At 58.0% G+C, this 16927-nt stretch carries 19 protein-coding genes and 1 tRNA gene; 4 read left to right on the top strand and 16 right to left on the bottom strand.

Features of this window, described 5'->3' with window-relative positions:
* Nucleotides 1-78 precede the first annotated feature (78 nt).
* From CF161_RS14175 to CF161_RS14160, 4 genes are all read left to right on the top strand, one after another.
* Nucleotides 79-1455, top strand: coding sequence for an L-serine ammonia-lyase (locus CF161_RS14175; RefSeq protein WP_020297275.1), 1377 nt, complete (start codon nucleotides 79-81; stop codon nucleotides 1453-1455).
* A gap of 41 nt (nucleotides 1456-1496) precedes the next feature.
* Nucleotides 1497-2621 (top strand): glycine cleavage system aminomethyltransferase GcvT, encoded by a 1125-nt coding sequence (gene gcvT / locus CF161_RS14170; protein ID WP_020297274.1) that lies wholly within the window; start codon nucleotides 1497-1499, stop codon nucleotides 2619-2621.
* A gap of 382 nt (nucleotides 2622-3003) precedes the next feature.
* Complete coding sequence (locus tag CF161_RS14165; protein WP_007977299.1) at nucleotides 3004-3216, top strand: cold-shock protein; 213 nt, start codon at nucleotides 3004-3006, stop codon at nucleotides 3214-3216.
* A 100-nt stretch (nucleotides 3217-3316) separates the two neighbouring features.
* Nucleotides 3317-3805 (top strand): RDD family protein, encoded by a 489-nt coding sequence (locus CF161_RS14160; RefSeq protein WP_020297273.1) that lies wholly within the window; start codon nucleotides 3317-3319, stop codon nucleotides 3803-3805.
* Between the two features lie 61 nt (nucleotides 3806-3866).
* Here the strand turns inward: CF161_RS14160 and nadA are convergent, their stop codons facing one another.
* The 16 genes from nadA to CF161_RS14080 all read right to left on the bottom strand — a co-directional run bounded on the left by nadA (nucleotide 3867) and on the right by CF161_RS14080 (nucleotide 16909).
* On the bottom strand, nucleotides 3867-4925 hold the full coding sequence (gene nadA, locus CF161_RS14155; RefSeq protein WP_020297272.1) for a quinolinate synthase NadA: 1059 nt from the start codon (nucleotides 4923-4925) through the stop codon (nucleotides 3867-3869).
* A gap of 306 nt (nucleotides 4926-5231) precedes the next feature.
* Nucleotides 5232-5990, bottom strand: coding sequence for an LPS biosynthesis protein (locus CF161_RS14150; RefSeq protein WP_020297271.1), 759 nt, complete (start codon nucleotides 5988-5990; stop codon nucleotides 5232-5234).
* 556 nt (nucleotides 5991-6546) lie between these two features.
* Nucleotides 6547-6622: transfer RNA gene (locus CF161_RS14145), tRNA-Lys, on the bottom strand.
* 63 nt (nucleotides 6623-6685) lie between these two features.
* On the bottom strand, nucleotides 6686-7387 hold the full coding sequence (gene queC, locus CF161_RS14140) for a 7-cyano-7-deazaguanine synthase QueC (protein ID WP_020297270.1): 702 nt from the start codon (nucleotides 7385-7387) through the stop codon (nucleotides 6686-6688).
* Between the two features lies 1 nt (nucleotide 7388).
* Nucleotides 7389-8036: a 7-carboxy-7-deazaguanine synthase QueE gene (gene queE / locus CF161_RS14135; RefSeq protein WP_020297269.1), complete on the bottom strand. Its 648-nt coding sequence runs from the start codon at nucleotides 8034-8036 to the stop codon at nucleotides 7389-7391.
* Nucleotides 8037-8202: 166 nt separating this feature from the next.
* Nucleotides 8203-9024, bottom strand: coding sequence for a tol-pal system protein YbgF (ybgF, locus tag CF161_RS14130; protein ID WP_020297268.1), 822 nt, complete (start codon nucleotides 9022-9024; stop codon nucleotides 8203-8205).
* A gap of 6 nt (nucleotides 9025-9030) precedes the next feature.
* Nucleotides 9031-9528, bottom strand: coding sequence for a peptidoglycan-associated lipoprotein Pal (pal, locus tag CF161_RS14125; protein WP_003178634.1), 498 nt, complete (start codon nucleotides 9526-9528; stop codon nucleotides 9031-9033).
* Nucleotides 9529-9580: 52 nt separating this feature from the next.
* A complete protein-coding gene (gene tolB, locus CF161_RS14120) occupies nucleotides 9581-10861 on the bottom strand; it encodes a Tol-Pal system beta propeller repeat protein TolB (protein ID WP_177326775.1) in 1281 nt (426 codons plus the stop codon).
* 17 nt (nucleotides 10862-10878) lie between these two features.
* Complete coding sequence (gene tolA, locus CF161_RS14115) at nucleotides 10879-11958, bottom strand: cell envelope integrity protein TolA (RefSeq protein ID WP_020297266.1); 1080 nt, start codon at nucleotides 11956-11958, stop codon at nucleotides 10879-10881.
* Complete coding sequence (gene tolR, locus CF161_RS14110) at nucleotides 11958-12410, bottom strand: protein TolR (RefSeq protein WP_161955761.1); 453 nt, start codon at nucleotides 12408-12410, stop codon at nucleotides 11958-11960. The genes tolA and tolR overlap by 1 nt, the downstream gene beginning before the upstream one ends.
* Nucleotides 12411-12433: 23 nt before the next feature.
* Entirely contained in the window at nucleotides 12434-13129 is a 696-nt protein-coding gene (gene tolQ / locus CF161_RS14105) for a protein TolQ (RefSeq protein WP_020297264.1), read from the bottom strand.
* Nucleotides 13119-13586 carry a tol-pal system-associated acyl-CoA thioesterase gene (gene ybgC / locus CF161_RS14100; protein WP_020297263.1) on the bottom strand — a complete coding sequence of 156 codons (468 nt, stop codon included), beginning with the start codon at nucleotides 13584-13586 and terminating at the stop codon, nucleotides 13119-13121. Before ybgC ends, tolQ begins: the two co-directional genes overlap by 11 nt.
* A 138-nt stretch (nucleotides 13587-13724) precedes the next feature.
* Nucleotides 13725-14783 carry a Holliday junction branch migration DNA helicase RuvB gene (gene ruvB, locus CF161_RS14095; protein WP_020297262.1) on the bottom strand — a complete coding sequence of 353 codons (1059 nt, stop codon included), beginning with the start codon at nucleotides 14781-14783 and terminating at the stop codon, nucleotides 13725-13727.
* Complete coding sequence (gene ruvA / locus CF161_RS14090) at nucleotides 14784-15392, bottom strand: Holliday junction branch migration protein RuvA (protein ID WP_020297261.1); 609 nt, start codon at nucleotides 15390-15392, stop codon at nucleotides 14784-14786. It abuts the gene before it with no gap.
* Between the two features lie 116 nt (nucleotides 15393-15508).
* Nucleotides 15509-16033, bottom strand: coding sequence for a crossover junction endodeoxyribonuclease RuvC (gene ruvC, locus CF161_RS14085; protein WP_020297260.1), 525 nt, complete (start codon nucleotides 16031-16033; stop codon nucleotides 15509-15511).
* Nucleotides 16034-16162: 129 nt separating this feature from the next.
* A complete protein-coding gene (locus tag CF161_RS14080; RefSeq protein WP_020297259.1) occupies nucleotides 16163-16909 on the bottom strand; it encodes a YebC/PmpR family DNA-binding transcriptional regulator in 747 nt (248 codons plus the stop codon).
* Between the last annotated feature and the right edge of the window lie 18 nt (nucleotides 16910-16927).

The raw sequence follows: 16927 nt of genomic DNA, 5'->3' as shown, positions 1-16927 counted from the left end.
AAGGCCGACCGGCTCTTTCTTGCAGCTTGTGGCTTGAAGCTTGCCGCCGCTCCTATAACAAGAAACCGGAGAGCCACCATGTCCCTGAGCGTGTTCGACCTGTTCAAGATTGGCATCGGCCCCTCCAGCTCCCACACCGTCGGTCCGATGCGCGCGGCTGCGCGCTTCGTCGAAGGGCTGCGCCGCGAGGGCCTGCTGGCGGCCACCACCAGCGTCAAGGTCGAGCTGTACGGTTCGCTCGGCGCCACCGGCAAGGGCCATGGCAGCGACAAGGCGGTGCTGCTGGGCCTGGAAGGTGAACACCCGGACACCGTGAATACCGAGACCATTGCCACTCGCCTGCACGACATCCGCAGCAGCGGACGCCTCAACCTGCTGGGCGAACACCTCATTGCATTCAATGAGAAAGAACACCTGGCCATGATCCGCAAGCCGCTGGCCTACCACCCCAACGGCATGATCTTTCGCGCCTTCGATGCCGCCGGCATCCAGATCCGCAGCCGCGAGTACTACTCGGTCGGTGGCGGTTTCGTGGTGGATGAAGACGCGGCCGGCGCCGACCGGATTGTCGAAGACGCCACGCCCCTGACCTTCCCCTTCAAGAGCGCCAAGGACCTGCTCAGCCATTGCAGCACCTACGGGCTGTCCATCAGCGCGCTGATGCTGACCAATGAAAGTGCCTGGCGCCCGGAAGCGCAAACCCGCGCCGGCCTGCTGCAAATCTGGCAAGTGATGCAGGACTGCGTGGACGCCGGCTGTCGCAACGAAGGGATTTTGCCCGGCGGGCTCAAGGTCAAGCGCCGGGCGGCGGCCTTGCACCGGCAACTGTGCAAGCACCCTGAGTCGGCGCTGCGCGATCCGTTGTCGGTGCTCGATTGGGTCAACCTGTATGCCCTGGCGGTCAACGAAGAAAACGCCAACGGCGGGCGCGTCGTGACGGCGCCCACCAACGGCGCCGCCGGGATTATTCCGGCCGTGCTGCATTACTACATGCGCTTTATCCCGGGCGCGAATGAAGACGGCGTGGTGCGTTTTCTGCTCACTGCCGCCGCCATCGGCATTCTGTACAAGGAAAACGCCTCGATCTCCGGCGCCGAAGTAGGGTGCCAGGGCGAGGTCGGCGTGGCCTGTTCGATGGCCGCCGGTGCGCTGTGCGAAGTGTTGGGCGGCACGGTGTCCCAGGTCGAAAACGCCGCCGAGATCGGCATGGAACACAACCTCGGCCTGACCTGCGACCCCATTGGCGGGCTGGTACAGGTGCCGTGCATCGAACGCAACGCCATGGGTTCGGTGAAAGCCATCAACGCCGTGCGCATGGCCCTGCGCGGCGATGGCCAGCACTTCGTGTCCCTCGACAAGGTCATCCGCACCATGCGCCAGACCGGCGCCGATATGAAAAGCAAATACAAGGAAACCGCCCGCGGCGGTTTGGCCGTCAACATTATCGAATGCTGAAGCGGTCTCGATCGCTTGCGCAGATTTTTCAGGAGCTCAATATGTCCACCGAACACCTGCTGCACACCCCACTGCACGCCCTGCACCTCGAACTCGGCGCGCGCATGGTGCCCTTCGCCGGCTACGACATGCCGGTGCAATACCCATTGGGAGTGATGAAGGAACACCAGCACACCCGTGAACAGGCCGGGTTGTTCGACGTGTCGCACATGGGCCAGATCCGCCTGAGCGGCGCCAATGCGGCGAAAGCCCTGGAAACCCTGGTACCGGTCGACATCATCGACCTGCCGGTCGGCATGCAGCGCTATGCGATGTTCACCAATGACCAAGGCGGTATCCTCGACGACCTGATGGTCGCCAACCTGGGCAACGACCAGCTGTTCCTGGTGGTCAACGCCGCCTGCAAGGACCAGGACCTGGCCCACCTGCGCCAGCACATCGGCGATCAATGCAGCATCGAGCCGTTGTTCGAGGAGCGCGCCCTGCTCGCCCTGCAAGGCCCGGCCGCAGTCACGGTGCTGGCACGCCTGGCCCCGGAAGTCGCACAGATGACATTCATGCAGTTCAAGCCAGTGACCGTCAGCGGCGTCGACTGCTTTGTCAGCCGTTCGGGCTACACCGGCGAGGACGGATTCGAGATTTCGGTCCCCGCCTCCAACGCCGAAGCCCTGGCCCGCGCACTACTGGCAGAACCGGAAGTGGCGGCCATCGGCCTGGGTGCCCGTGATTCGCTGCGCCTGGAGGCGGGCCTGTGCCTGTATGGCCACGACATGAACAGCGAGACCACGCCCATCGAGGCAAGCCTGCTGTGGGCCATCTCCAAGGTTCGACGCGCCGACGGCGCCCGAGCAGGTGGCTTCCCGGGTGCCGAGCAGGTGTTCGCCCAGCAGCAGAACGGCGTCAGCCGCAAACGCGTCGGCCTGCTGCCGCAGGAGCGCACGCCGGTGCGTGAAGGTGCGGAAATCGTCAATGACGCAGGCGACATCATCGGTAGTGTCTGCAGTGGCGGTTTCGGTCCGACCTTGGGTGGGCCTTTGGCCATGGGTTACATCGACAGCCGTTACAACACACTCGATACGCCAGTTTGGGCAATTGTTCGTGGGAAAAAGGTGCCTATGCTTGTAAGCAAAATGCCATTTGTCCCACAACGCTACTATCGTGGTTGAACAACTGTTTCTATAAGTAACGCGGTTGCGTTAGAAGTGCACTAATCTGTAACGCAACCGCCATAAAACAGTGCACGTTTTCGATATTGAACTTGGCTTATAACAATTGAATAACTCTATCGTCTAAGCACGCCCAGACAGGTCCAACCAATAGGTCAAGGCCGAGTAAAACCGGGGGATTTCGCAGGGCTTGTTTTTACTCCCGTAGTTGGCGTAGAGTTTCTCCACTGTGTTTGCATGGGTCGCTTGGAACCGTGACCTGGGCAGTAGCCAACAAGTTTGCTACAACCCGTTCGACGTCTCTTACTTTCCTGCAACCCAGCCCAGTACTCTTTCTTGAGAAAGAGACTGTCATTAATTTTTGTGTCAAAGGAAATAAGAAATGTCCCAACGTCAGAGCGGTACCGTCAAGTGGTTTAACGACGAGAAAGGTTTTGGTTTTATCACTCCAGAAAGCGGTCCGGATCTGTTCGTGCATTTCCGCGCCATTCAGGGCAACGGCTTCAAGAGCTTGAAAGAAGGCCAGAAAGTGACCTTCATCGCCGTGCAGGGCCAAAAAGGCATGCAGGCTGACGAAGTTCAAGCCGAAGCTTAATCGTCTGTAACGAAAAAGCCTCTGATGCTGACATCAGAGGCTTTTTTGTGCGTGCAATTCCGTAAAATGGCTTCTTTTCTGCCCAGACGAGAGCCGTGCCATGTCCAAACACCTGCTAAGCCCCCAAGGCGACTTCCCTGCCGTCGGCCTGGGCCGCCGCCTGGCAGCGATGTTCTATGATTTCCTGCTGTGCACCGCACTGCTGATCGTCACCGGCGGCATCTACAAAATGATCCAGATGCAGATCATCGGCGGAGCCAAAATGCGTGCTTTGACCGAAGCCGGCGCCCTGGATGGGGACCCGCTGTACTCCACTGTGTTGCTATTTGTGTTGTTCGGCTTCTTCGCCAAGTTCTGGACCTACTCCGGCCAGACCCTGGGCATGCAGGTCTGGGGCATTCGCGTACAGAACGCCGATGGCAGCAGCATCAGTCTGTGGCAGGCGCTGCTGCGCTTCATCGTCTCGATCGCCTCGTGGTTATGCCTTGGCCTGGGGTTCTTCTGGGTACTGATCGACAAACAAAAGCGCAGTTGGCATGACATGTACTCCAGCAGCCAGTTGGTACGCATTCCCAAGAAGAAAAAGTAATTCACCACACATAAAAACGCCCCGACAGTTCGGGGCGTTTTTGTTTGACCGGCAAAACAGATCAGGCATTGCCCGCCAGCTTCATCCGCGCGGCCTGGGTGAAGTCCAGCATGCGCTTGAGCGGGCGAATCGCGTGGGGGATCAAGGCCGGGTCGACGAAGATCTCGTTACTGCCCGTACGCAGGCATTGCAGGGTGCGCTCCAGGGTATTCATGGCCATCCATGGGCAGTGCGCGCAACTGCGGCACGCCGCGCCGTTACCGGCCGTAGGCGCCTCGATGAAAACCTTGTCCGGACACAGCTGCTGCATTTTGTAGAAAATCCCGCGATCGGTCGCCACGATCAGGGTCTTGTTCGGCAGGCGTTGGGCCGCGGCAATCAGCTGACTGGTGGAACCCACCGCATCGGCCAGCTCTATCACTGAGGTCGGGGATTCCGGGTGCACCAAAATCGCCGCATCTGGATACAAAGCCTTCATGTCTTCGAGTTGTTTGGACTTGAACTCTTCATGGACGATGCACGCACCGTCCCAGAGCAGCATGTCGGCTCCGGTCTGGCGCTGGATATAAGTACCCAGGTGTTTATCCGGGCCCCAGATAATGGTTTCGCCGTTATCCATCAGGCTTTCGACGATTTCCAGGGCGCAGCTGGAAGTCACCACCCAGTCAGCACGGGCTTTGACCGCCGCCGAGGTATTGGCATACACCACCACGGTGCGCTCCGGGTGTTGATCGCAGAACGCCGAGAACTCTTCCACCGGGCAGCCCAGGTCCAGGGAGCAGGTCGCCTCGAGGGTCGGCATCAGCACCCGCTTTTCCGGATTGAGGATCTTTGCGGTTTCCCCCATGAACTTGACTCCGGCCACCACCACCGTCTTGGCCGGGTGAGCATTGCCGAAGCGAGCCATCTCCAGGGAGTCGGAAACACAGCCGCCAGTTTCTTCGGCCAGGGCCTGAATCACCGGATCACAATAGAAGTGCGCCACCAGCACCGCGTCCTGAGCCTTGAGCTCGGCGGCAATAGCAGCACGGTAGCAGGCCTCCTCATCAGCACTGAGCGGCTTGGGCTGCTTGGCATCGAGGTGGGCTTGAACCAGAAGGCGTTCGGAAATCTGCGTCATGTTCGCAAGACCTGCAGGCGCATTCGCGCGAAAGTCGAGTATACACCCGGCTCCGGACCACTCGGGTCCCGCCGGGAGAGTGAGTATTTATCAGGCACGGACAGCGGTGAAGCCGGGCAAGGCTACAGAATATCCCCTTGATGTAAAAGATGATTCTGAGCGGTGGGAGGTCGTGCACATTGCCTGTGCAACGCCCTCGGCACTCAGTGCTCGCCCAAGAGCGCCAGGAACCGTCGGCGCCTATTAAGAAGGAAAAACATGGGTGATTACTGAGCGTGCGATCGTCACACCCTGTTCGGAGCCCTATTAGATAATGTGGCCAAGTTCATTCAGGCTTATCTGAGGTATTACATCCGAAGGTATGCGTGAGGCGTTGGATAAGTTGTAGACCTGAAACCGATCCCCCATCACTTTCTCGGAAACTATCTCGAAGGAAGGCAAAATTCGGGTGAAAAAATGTTGATCCAGTCCACAGGGAGAAAGATCCGTAGTCCTGTCTTCGTAAAATCGTCTTGCTGATTGATTGAGATCGACTCCCACCATGACTGCTTTGGTGAAACCCGCGTGATAAGCAATTTGCAGTGCCAGATAAGCCACTGTGCGAGCATCAAAGAAACCCCGCTTCAGATTTTTACTGAAGCCAATTCGGCGATTGCGGCGACTGAGAAAATTGCGGTTCCTTATCAACTCTTTGTCTTCGCCCATTAACTCTGTCCAGGAAAGTTTGGGGGCTTTACTCAGCAAAAACACCTCCCCACTTGGAGTAATGGAAGAGGCCCGCAAATGCTCCTCCCACAAAGCAACCCGCTCACTAATCAACATCGCCTGGGAAAACAACTCGGGCTGCTGATTGGAGAAGTCCCTATCGGTACAGGTATAGAAGAACGGTTTGACTCCAGTGCCAACAAACTTTGAAATCGCCCCATTCATGGTAATCATCGGGACGTGAGCAAAATCCTCAGGATGAAAATCCTTGGCAGATGCGCCTGAGGCGATAATAAACACAGTGCCTTGCTGGATGTTTCGACACTCATCCAAGTCGCGGATATTAGGAATGCAACTCATTTGCACTCATCCAACCTTTGAATTCATCTGGCTCAACATCATGTCAATCACACTATTAGCCCCATTGCACAGAAAACGAAAAATTATATACAGACAAATCCACACAAAAAACCAACACATGTAAAAAATAATTACTCAATCTAAATCGATAGCAAACAAACTCAATCATCGAATCATATTGATGGCATTGAACTGATTAGTATCAAATTGCATACATTGGCCGTTGAGGCGGCGAACTTCGGATAATGAGCGGCGATAAAGCGCAGTTAATGTACCAAGAGGGCAAAGATAGGGCCTTGTCATGCACAGCGGTAGATTGAGGACCGTAAGGCTGCAAAAAAATCGGACGCTAGCCTGCTACACCTCTTCAGCCATCGGGACTTGATGTCGATTCGCCCAATCAATTCATCGGCGACCTGAGATACCGGTCCAAGCAGGGAAAACAGCACGAGGCTGTGCCCGGAAAGGCTGACCCCGACCCACCGAATTACGAGCAAAAAAAAACCCGGAAATCCTCACTTACGTGGGCCTTCCGGATTTTCTAAACCGCTAAAAATGGTGGGTCGTGTGGGATTCGAACCTACGACCAATTGGTTAAAAGCCAACTGCTCTACCAACTGAGCTAACGACCCGCTGTGTGGTGGCGCGTATAATACTGATTTCTAACGGGAATTCAACACTTTATTTGAAATAAATCAGAAATAAGGTGTTGGGTCAGTAATCCCGGCTGCGGAAAAGCCTTCTGCGCGCAGCCGGCAGCTGTCACATTTGCCGCAGGCGTAGCCTTGATCGTCGGCCTGATAGCAGGAAACGGTCAGCCCGTAGTCGACCCCCAGCTTGACCCCCGCCTTGACGATTTCGGCCTTGCTCAGGTTCTGCAGGGGCGCCTGGATGCGAAAGCCCTGCCCCTCCACACCAGCCTTGGTCGCGAGGTTGGCCATGCGCTCGAAAGCTTCGACGAACTCGGGACGGCAATCCGGGTAACCGGAATAATCCACAGCGTTGACGCCGATGAAAATGTCGCGCGCGCCCAATACTTCCGCCCAGCCCAGCGCCAGGGAAAGAAACACGGTATTACGCGCAGGCACATAAGTGATCGGAATGCCTTCACTTGGGGCTTCCGGCACGGCGATCGCGCTGTCGGTCAAGGCCGAACCACCGATGCCATTCAGATTCAGGCCGATGACCTTGTGTTCAACCACTCCCAGGTCGCGAGCCACACGCTCGGCGGCCTGCAGCTCAGCGCGATGTCGCTGGCCGTAGTCGAAGCTCATGGTGTAGCAGCTGTAGCCCTCGGCACGGGCCATGGCCACCACCGTGGCCGAGTCCAGGCCACCGGACAGGAGGATTACCGCGCGCTTTAGCGTGGAGGAAGTGTTATCTGCTTGCTCGGTCATATCAGCGCCCCGGCTCGTCGTTCCAAAGGTATTTGTGCAACTGCAGTTGCAGACGCACAGGCAGGTTGTCCGCCACCACCCAGTCAGCCAGGTCGCGTGCGTTCAGGTCATGGTGGCTGGGGGAGAACAACACCTCTCCTGCACGCCGCTCAAGGCCGTACTGGATCAGCTTGGACACAGCCCAGTCATAGTCTTCACGGGAACAGATGACAAACTTGACCTGATCGTTAGGTGTCAGCAGGTCGATATTTTCGTAGCGATTGCGCCGAACCTCTTCCGACCCGGGGGTCTTCAGATCAAGCACCCGGCTGACTCGCGGGTCGACCGCAGAAATATCCAGCGCACCACTGGTTTCGAGGGAGACCTCGTAACCGGCGTCGCACAACTGCTTGAGCAAGGGAATGGCGTTAGGTTGCGCCAGCGGCTCGCCACCGGTGACACAGACATAACGCGGACGGAACTCGGCAACCTGCTCGAGGATGCTGTCCAGCGTCCGCAGGGTGCCACCGCTGAAGGCATAGGCACTGTCACAGTACTGGCAACGCAACGGGCAACCGGTCAGGCGCACAAATACTGTGGGCAGCCCGGCAGTCCGAGTTTCACCCTGCAACGAGTAGAAAACTTCGGTGATTCTCAATGTGTCTTGCATAGTCGCCACGGGCGTAACAGCTAAACAGGCTGTCCGCCTCCGTCAGGCACTTCAAGAAACTCCGCCAACGCGTGAGCCCCAGGAAGCGTGTTTCATAAAAAGGGCATGGATTCTAACGAAAAAACCCGCGGCAAGCGCGGGTTTCTTCAAAACGGTCAAGCCATGACTACATGCGTTGCAAATCGCGCTGTGCCAATTGAGCAGCGGAAGTCCCGGGATATTGCGCAACCACCTGCTGCAGAATGCCCTTGACCCGGTCGGTGTGACCCAGGCGGCGCTCTACGTCAGCCAGTTTATACAGCGAGTCCGGCACCTTGGCGTGCTTGGGGTACAGCTGGGATACCTTGGCAAATGCCTGACCTGCGCCTTGCAGGTCGCCCTTGGCCAGGTTCACTTCGCCCAACCAGTACTGGGCATTACCCGCGTATTGGCTGTTCGGGTATTTACGCAGGAAAGCGCCAAAAGCCTGGCTGGCCTTGTCGAAATCCTTGGCTTTGATCAGGTCGAAAGCTGCATCGTAATACAGCTTTTCCTTGGCCGGATCACCCGGCTCACTGCTGGCCGCAGGGGCTTGTGTGGCAGCCCCGGCAGCCGCACCGGCGGCACTATCACCACCGGAAGAAGAATTATCAGGAGTGGCGGCAGGTGCAGCGCCAGATCCAATGCGCCGATCAAGATCCTGGTATCGCTCCAGGTTTTCCTGCTTCATGCGCGAAACATCATTTTGCAATACTTCAATCACACCTTGTTGCCGTGCGATTTGCTCCTGCATTTGCTGCAGTTGCTGGAACAGCTCGCCCTGTGCCGAGACAGGGGTCGAAACCCCTCCCCCGGCATAGGCGCCGTTCGTACCATAACCCGCTGGCGGATAACTGCCCCCGCTATTGTTATAGCCTGAGTTGTTATCGACCACAGGAACCGCAGCCCACGCCGCAAGCGGCGCGAGGCTGAGAGCCAAAATAGTTACAGCACGACGGCACGTTCGCATGACGAATTACTTACGCAGTTCGACGCGACGGTTTTGAGCCCAGGACTGCTCGTCGTTGCCGGTAGCAACTGGACGCTCTTCGCCGTAGGAAACCAGTTCCAGCTGAGCTGGGGAAACACCTTGCAGTACCAGGTAGCGCTGAACGGCTTTCGCACGACGCTCGCCCAGTGCCATGTTGTACTCACGAGTACCACGTTCGTCGGTGTTGCCTTCCAGAACAACGCGAGCGCCGTTTGCTTTCAGGTCTTTGGCGTGAACGTCCAGAGCGCGCATGGCTTCTGGCTTCAGGTCCGAGCTGTCGTATTCGAAGTAGAAGGTGGTGATTGCGCGCAGAGCAGCTTCTTCGCTCAGGGAGCCGTCAACTGCACCAGTGTTAGCGCCGTAACCAGCGTTTGGATCAACAGCGCCTTCGCCAGCGTTGTCGCCGCCTTTGGAGGAGCAACCTACAGCTACAGCCATGGCCAGAGCCAGCGCAGCAAACTTACCAAACTTCAGCATTTCCATCGTGAAACTCCTAATGAACCCCAGTGTGTTAAGTAAAACGTGTAGCGCCGCGTCAGTTCAGGTAAGGGGACCAGGAAGGTTCTCTGACTTCGCCTTGTGCGGTAGGAAGCGGGAGCCTTACGCGTCCATTAATGGACACGAGCATCAAGACTCCCCGGCCCTGCTGGCGGGTGGCGTAGATTACCATGGTGCCGTTGGGCGCAACAGTAGGCGACTCATCAAGTGTGCTATCTGTAAGGATTTTTACGCTTCCGCGCTGCAAATCCTGAGCCGCAACCTTGAAGTTTGTGAAGCCGTCCTGCCGGTGAATCATTACCAGCGTCTTTTCATCCGCCGACAATTTCGGGTTGGCGTTGTAGTTACCAATAAAGGTCACACGCTCTGCACCACCGCCGCTGGCGCTGGTTTTGTAGATCTGTGGCTTGCCGCCACGGTCCGAGGTGAAGTAGATGGTCGACCCATCTTTACCCCAGAAAGGTTCGGTGTTGATACCCGGGCCACTGGTGACACGGGAGATCTGACGCGAACCCAGGTTCATCACATAAATATCCGGGTTACCGTCCTTGGACAGTACGAAAGCCAGGCGCTGACCATCTGGAGACCAGGCAGGAGCACCGTTCAGGCCTTCAAAGTTGGTGATCTGCTCGCGGCGGCCGGTGTCGATGTGCTGGACAAAGATGCGTGGACGCTTCTGTTCGAACGACACATAAGCGATGCGTTTGCCATCCGGAGCAAAGCGTGGCGACAGGATCGGCTCACGGGATTGCAGCAGAGTCACCGCACGTGCACCGTCGTAGTCCGAACGTTGCAGGGTGTAACGGGTGTTTTTCTCGGAAAACCGCTCAGCCGTCACATACAGCATGCGCGTCGAGAAGGCACCCTTGATACCGGTGAGCTTTTCGAACGACTGGTCGGCGATGTAGTGGGACATGTCGCGCAGTTGATCGATGCTGCCCGACACACTGCCGGTCAGCACTTGCTGCTCGGTGGCGACGTTGAACAGGGCGTATTGCACCTGCAGGCGACCGCCCGCCGGAACAATGCTGCCGACCATGATGTACTGGGCGCCCAGAGCCTTCCAGTCACGGTAGATGACTTCGCTGGCCTGAGTCGGCAGGCCGATCATGTTCTGTTTTGGAATCGGCGAGTAGTAACCCGAGTTGCGCAGGTCGTTACCGATGATTTCCGCCATGTCGTCCGGCAGCACGCTGCCACCCTGCCAGCCGAAAGGAACTACGGCGATAGGGGTGGCCCGGTCACTACCGCTAGTGACCAGAATGTTCTTTTCATCCGCTGCCGCTATCCCTGCCATACAGCAAATAACGACAAGCATTCCTCGAAGAAGGTTTCTCACAAGGCTAGATCCTCAGGTGTGAATGTCATCTTGAATGAACGATAGGGAGCGAAATCGCTCGGTTTCATTCCCTGCATTTCTGTCAAACGCCCAATGTTCTTGACTGCCGCCACCGCCGAAGCGTCGAACGGACCGTCACCACTGGACTTGGATACGCTGACCGTGGTCACCGTACCGTCAGGCAACATGCCGATTTGAAGCACAACCGTCATACCCTTGCGTGCCGAAGGAGGACGAGCCCACCCTTCTGCCGCCCGAGCACGAATCAGATCGTCGAAACTGCCCGCGACTTCATCGCCCTGCTCATCGGCCAAGGCCTGCTGGCGCTGCGGCGTGTCGGAAAGCAAGTCAGCCAAGGCCTGGGCCTTTTTCTCTTCGGCTGATTTACGCGCGGCTTCCTGCGATTTTTTCTTCGCAGCATCGGCGGCAGCTTTCTTCTTCGCGTCTTCGGCGACTTTTTTCTTCGCCTCGTCAGCTTCAGCTTTCTTCTTGGCGTCTTCCGCGGCTTTTTTCTTCGCGTCTTCGACTATCTTTTTCTTCGCTTCTTCAGCGGCCTTTTTCTTGGCCTCTTCTTCAGCGGCTTTCTTGGCTTCTTCTTCGGATTTCTTCTTGGCTATATCAGCCAATTGTTTCTCTTCAGCTTTTTTGGCTTCCGCAGTCTTCTTCGCTTCGTCGGCTTTCTTGGCTTCATCAGCCTTTTTTGCCTCGTCCGCTTTCTTCGACTCGTCCGCTTTCTTGGCTTCTTCGGCTTTTTGAGCCGCTTCTTCTTTCTTTTGTTCCGCAGCCTTCACCGCTTCCTGCTCGACCTTCTTCTGCTCCATCTGCTCGACTTCGGTCTGACGCGCGGCGGATTTCTTCGCCTCACCCGCAATCTTCTGATTGGTCTGGGTGGTTGCCTGACTTTTCGATTTCAGCTGATACAGGGTCGCCTGGACAATCGGCTTGGCCGGTGGCAACTCAGGCGTAAAGGCAAAGCTGACGAACAGCATGCCAAATACCAGAATGTGCAGGCCTACTGCCCAGACACTCGGCCAGAAGTAGCTTTCCGAGGCGGACGGCTCTCGCTGTTGGTGCATCAGGGCGCCTCGGTAATCAAGCCAACGTTACCGACCCCGGCTTTCTGCAATCCGCCCATGGCCCCCATCACGGCACCATAGTCGACGGTCTTGTCGCCGCGAATGAACACCTGGGTGTGCTTGCCGCCTTCATTGCCGGCACGGATGATCTTGGTCACCGCGTCGGTCATTTGCGGCAAGGTCATCGCCTTGTCCTGCTGCTTGTCGGTATCGACTTCGCTGCCAAGGTTCCAGTAATAGGTCTTGTCAGCCTTGATCGAAATGGTCAGGACTTGGGTGTTGTTGTCTTGCGGCAAGGCTTCGCTGGAAACCTTGGGCAGATCAACCTTCACCCCCTGATTGAGCATCGGCGCGGTCACCATGAAGATGACGAGCAGCACCAACATCACGTCGATGTAGGGCACCACGTTCATCTCGGCAACCGGCTTGCGCTTTTTGCGAGCTCGAGCGATTAAAGCCATTGGAAATTACCTGCTTATTCTTCGCTGGTGTGCACTTTACGGTGCAGGATCGCCTGGAACTCATCGGCGAAGGTGTAGTAGCGGCTGGTCAGGGTTTCGCTGCGCGCGGCAAAGCGGTTGTAGGCGATAACTGCCGGAATCGCCGCGAACAGGCCGATTGCGGTAGCAACCAGGGCTTCGGCGATACCCGGGGCCACAGTGGCCAGGGTCGCTTGCTGGGCGGTAGCCAGGCCACGGAAGGAGTTCATGATCCCCCACACCGTACCGAACAAGCCGATGTACGGGCTCACGGAGCCAACGGTCGCCAGGAACGGCAGGCCGGTCTCGAGCTTTTCTTCTTCGCGGGAAATGGCCACGCGCATGGCACGGGCGACGCCTTCCATCACCGCTTCCGGGTCAACACCGGGCTGCTGGCGCAGGCGGGAGAACTCTTTGAAGCCGGCACGGAAGATCTGCTCCACACCCGAATCCGGGTCCGGGTTGCTGCCAGCCTGGCGATAGAGTTTGGACAGGTCGATACCCGACCAGAAGCGCTCTTCAAAGCTCTCCAGGGCACGTCGACCGGCACGCAGCATATTGCTGCGCTGAAAAATCATGACCCATGAGGTCACCGATGCGGCCACCAGAATCAGCATTACCAACTGCACCACGACGCTGGCATTGCTGACCAAGCTCCACATGGAGGAATGGTCGACGACGTTAGCTTCCACGCTTTATCTCCTGCTCTGAGTGTGTACCCGCGCCGCTCACGTCGGCAAAGGCCGCACGTAGAGCTTCGGGAATGGCCCGGGGTTTCAAACTATCGGCGCGCACACAGGCCACCAAAAACTGCCCTTCACAGAGCAGCGCATTATCCGTAGCCCGCCTGACCTGCTGTTTAAAGCGCAGGCTGACCCGGTTCAATTCGATTACTTGTGCACTTACCAGAAGTTCGTCATCCAGTCGCGCCGGCGCGTGGTAGCGCGCTTCGCTGGAATGCACGACGAACAACAGGTTCTCCCCTGCCAGCTGCGATTGGGCGAAGCCCAGATCACGTAGCCGCTCGGTTCGAGCCCGCTCCATAAACTTAAGGTAATTAACGTAATACACGATGCCGCCGGCATCGGTGTCCTCGTAATAAACGCGACAACGATGTGCGAACGACTCAAGCCCGTTTTGCGCGCGCATACTCTAGTGCTTACTCCTCAGGTTGCCAATCCGGCCAGGCAACTGTTTTTCATTCTCCTGCGCCTTTCTTGCGAAAGAACGGTCATGCCTGCCCCTAGGACAGCACAAACCTCGAATAAATCGACACAGGACGAGTTTTTAATCGTCTACGGCATCGAGGAATTCGTCTACCACAGGCATCTCCCCCAATCGTGACGGAATGTTAAGACCGAAGTGCAAATAGGCATGCCGAGTCACCACGCGCCCACGTGGCGTACGCATGATGTAGCCCTGCTGGATCAGGTATGGCTCGAGCACGTCCTCGATGGTGTGCCGTTCCTCGCTGATCGCTGCCGCCAGACTGTCTACCCCCACCGGCCCGCCATCGAACTTCTCGATCATGGTCAGCAGTAGACGTCGGTCCTGGTGGTCGAAGCCACGCTCATCGACGTCCAGCAGGTTCAGTGCAAGATCGGCAATCGGCTTGGTGATATGGCCCTTGGCCCGGACTTCGGCGTAATCGCGCACCCGACGCAGCAGGCGGTTAGCGATCCGCGGCGTGCCCCGGGCACGGCGGGCGATCTCGAACGCACCGTCCGGGTCCAGGGGCAACCCCAGAATCGTCGCGGAGCGGCCGACAATGGTTGCCAGGTCGGCGGTGCTGTAGAACTCCAGGCGCTGGACGATACCAAAGCGGTCACGCAACGGGTTGGTCAGCATCCCCGCACGGGTGGTGGCGCCCACCAGGGTGAACGGTGGCAGGTCGAGCTTGATCGAGCGCGCGGCCGGGCCCTCGCCAATCATGATATCGAGCTGGAAATCCTCCATCGCCGGATACAGTACTTCCTCGACGATGGGCGAAAGCCGGTGGATCTCGTCGATAAACAGCACGTCATGGGGTTCCAGATTGGTCAGCAGCGCCGCCAGGTCTCCCGGTCGCTCCAGCACCGGGCCCGAGGTGCTCTTGATCGACACGCCCATTTCCTGGGCGATGATATTGGCCAGGGTGGTCTTGCCCAGGCCCGGCGGGCCAAAGATCAGGGTGTGGTCCAGCGACTCATTACGCCCACGGGCCGCCTGGATAAACAGCTCCATCTGCTCGCGCACGGTCGGCTGGCCGATGTACTCGGCCAGGCTGACGGGACGAATCGCACGATCCTGGACTTCTTCGCGGTCACGGGGGCCCGTGGCGGCGATCAGACGATCAGCTTCAATCACTTAAATCATTCCCTTCAGGGCGCGGCGGATCATGTCTTCGCTACTCAAACCTTTTTCCTTGATGGCGGATACCGCCTTGCTCGCTTCCTGGGGTTTGTAACCCAGGGAAATCAGCGCACTGACCGCATCGGTCTCGGCACTGGCCACTGGCGCCGGCCCGTCCGGCTGGTTGGGCACCAGGGCAAACATGCTCGGTACGGTTTCCCAGGCCTTGAAGCGGTCCTTGAGCTCAACCAGCAGGCGCTCGGCGGTCTTCTTGCCCACCCCCGGCACCTTGGTCAGCGCCGAAGTGTCCTGGGCTTGCACGCAACGCACCAGCTCATCGACTTCCAGACTGGACATCAAGGCCAAGGCCAGTTTCGGCCCGACACCATTGAGACGGATCAACTCGCGAAAAAAGTCTCGCTCGCGCTTGGTGCTGAAGCCGTAGAGTAACTGCGCGTCTTCGCGCACGACCAAATGGGTGTGCAAGGTCAGGGGTTCGCCGACCGACGGCAGGCGATAAAGCGTGGTCATGGGCACTTCAACCTCATAACCCAGACCGTTTACATCAAGAATCAGATGCGGCGGCTGTTTTTCAGCCAAATTGCCGCGCAAGCGTCCAATCACGTTTCAGATCCTTAAAGACTGGCCAGATTCAATGACTGGCGAATAACCGAGCGAGCATGGCGGCCGGGCAGACAGGCGCACCAGGCTCCACTCCTGAATAGACTGCGCAGATGCTATCAGAGACGCAGGCGACCGCCACGACTGCGTGCCGTACCCAAGCCATGGGGCAACAGACTGGAGCGGGTATGAGCATGGCAGATGGCAATTGCCAGGGCGTCCGAGGCGTCGATCTGCGGCTTGCTGGTGAGTTTGAGCAAGTGCATGACCATCATCTGCACCTGCTCTTTATTGGCGCCGCCAGTGCCGGCCACCGCCTGCTTGACCTGGGTCGCGGTGTATTCGGCGATCTCCAGGCTTTCCTCGGCCCCCGCGACAATCGCCGCGCCACGGGCCTGGCCCAGCTTCAAAGCCGAGTCGGCGTTGCGCGCCATAAACACCTTTTCGATGCCCATGGTCACCGGGCCATAGGTCTGTATGACCTCGCGCACACCGCGATAAACGATCTGCAAACGCTCATGCAGCTCGCCGCCACCGGTTCGGATGCAACCGGAGGCGACGTACACGCAGCCACGCCCGGTATCACGGACCACGCCATAACCGGTGATGCGCGAACCGGGGTCGATGCCAAGAATAAGAGTCATAACGCCTGCTGCTGGAAAGAAGTTGCCCGCCGACCGAAGCCGGAACCGCTAAAAGGCAGAAGCCGGAAGTACAGCACCGTTCGATCATCACGGCATTGCACCTCCGGCTTCATGAGTATTGCAGATGGATCAGCCGAGCTGCTCTGCCACCGACTCAGGAATATCAGCGTTGGAATAGACGTTCTGCACGTCATCCAGGTCTTCAAGCATATCGATCAGCTTGAGGACCTTTTCCGCGCCTTCCAGATCCAGTTCGGCACTGGTGGTCGGCAACATGACGATTTCCGCATCGGCGGCCTTGAATCCGGCGGCCTCCAACGAATTGCGCACCGCGTAGAAACCGGCGAAGGAGGTGAACACGTCGACAGAACCGTCCTCGTTGCTCACCACGTCATCGGCGTCGGCTTCCATGGCGGCCTCGATCAGAGCGTCTTCATCGACACCCGGCGCAAAGGAAATCTGCCCCTTGCGTTCGAACAGGTAGGCCACCGAACCGTCGGTGCCCAGGTTGCCACCACACTTGCTGAACGCGTGACGCACGGCTGCTGCGGTGCGGTTGCGGTTGTCGGTCATGCATTCGACCATCACCGCAACGCCGCCCGGGCCGTAACCTTCGTAGGTCAGTTCGACCATGTCGTCGGTATCGGCCGCGCCGGCACCACGAGCCACCGCGCGATCGATGATGTCACGGCTCATGTTCGCGCCAAGGGCCTTGTCCAGGGCCAGCCGCAGACGCGGGTTGGAGCCCGGGTCCCCACCACCCTGACGGGCAGCGACAGTCAGCTCACGAATCCACTTGGTGAAAATCTTGCCTTTCTTGGCATCCTGACGCTCTTTGCGGTGCTTGATGTTCGCCCACTTGGAATGACCTGCCATAACTTGCTCCAAATTCTC

Origin of the sequence: Pseudomonas sp. CF161 (genome assembly GCF_000416215.1) — a bacterium.
GTDB lineage: Bacteria > Pseudomonadota > Gammaproteobacteria > Pseudomonadales > Pseudomonadaceae > Aquipseudomonas.
Note: the sequence above shows the minus strand (reverse complement) of the source record. Positions and strands in the feature narration are given on the sequence as shown.

Excerpts from the sequence above, each read along its gene's own strand:
- tolB (WP_177326775.1), bottom strand. The coding sequence starts at position 10,861 with ATGCTTGTCGTTATTTGCTGTATGGCAGGGATAGCGGCAGCGGATGAA.
- CF161_RS14175 (WP_020297275.1), top strand. The coding sequence starts at position 79 with ATGTCCCTGAGCGTGTTCGACCTGTTCAAGATTGGCATCGGCCCCTCC.
- nadA (WP_020297272.1), bottom strand. The coding sequence starts at position 4,925 with ATGACGCAGATTTCCGAACGCCTTCTGGTTCAAGCCCACCTCGATGCC.
- CF161_RS14165 (WP_007977299.1), top strand. The coding sequence starts at position 3,004 with ATGTCCCAACGTCAGAGCGGTACCGTCAAGTGGTTTAACGACGAGAAA.
- tolA (WP_020297266.1), bottom strand. The coding sequence starts at position 11,958 with ATGCACCAACAGCGAGAGCCGTCCGCCTCGGAAAGCTACTTCTGGCCG.
- CF161_RS14080 (WP_020297259.1), bottom strand. The coding sequence starts at position 16,909 with ATGGCAGGTCATTCCAAGTGGGCGAACATCAAGCACCGCAAAGAGCGT.
- queC (WP_020297270.1), bottom strand. The coding sequence starts at position 7,387 with ATGACCGAGCAAGCAGATAACACTTCCTCCACGCTAAAGCGCGCGGTA.
- CF161_RS14150 (WP_020297271.1), bottom strand. The coding sequence starts at position 5,990 with ATGAGTTGCATTCCTAATATCCGCGACTTGGATGAGTGTCGAAACATC.
- queE (WP_020297269.1), bottom strand. The coding sequence starts at position 8,036 with ATGCAAGACACATTGAGAATCACCGAAGTTTTCTACTCGTTGCAGGGT.
- ybgC (WP_020297263.1), bottom strand. The coding sequence starts at position 13,586 with ATGCGCGCGCAAAACGGGCTTGAGTCGTTCGCACATCGTTGTCGCGTT.
- gcvT (WP_020297274.1), top strand. The coding sequence starts at position 1,497 with ATGTCCACCGAACACCTGCTGCACACCCCACTGCACGCCCTGCACCTC.
- pal (WP_003178634.1), bottom strand. The coding sequence starts at position 9,528 with ATGGAAATGCTGAAGTTTGGTAAGTTTGCTGCGCTGGCTCTGGCCATG.
- ybgF (WP_020297268.1), bottom strand. The coding sequence starts at position 9,024 with ATGCGAACGTGCCGTCGTGCTGTAACTATTTTGGCTCTCAGCCTCGCG.
- CF161_RS14160 (WP_020297273.1), top strand. The coding sequence starts at position 3,317 with ATGTCCAAACACCTGCTAAGCCCCCAAGGCGACTTCCCTGCCGTCGGC.
- ruvC (WP_020297260.1), bottom strand. The coding sequence starts at position 16,033 with ATGACTCTTATTCTTGGCATCGACCCCGGTTCGCGCATCACCGGTTAT.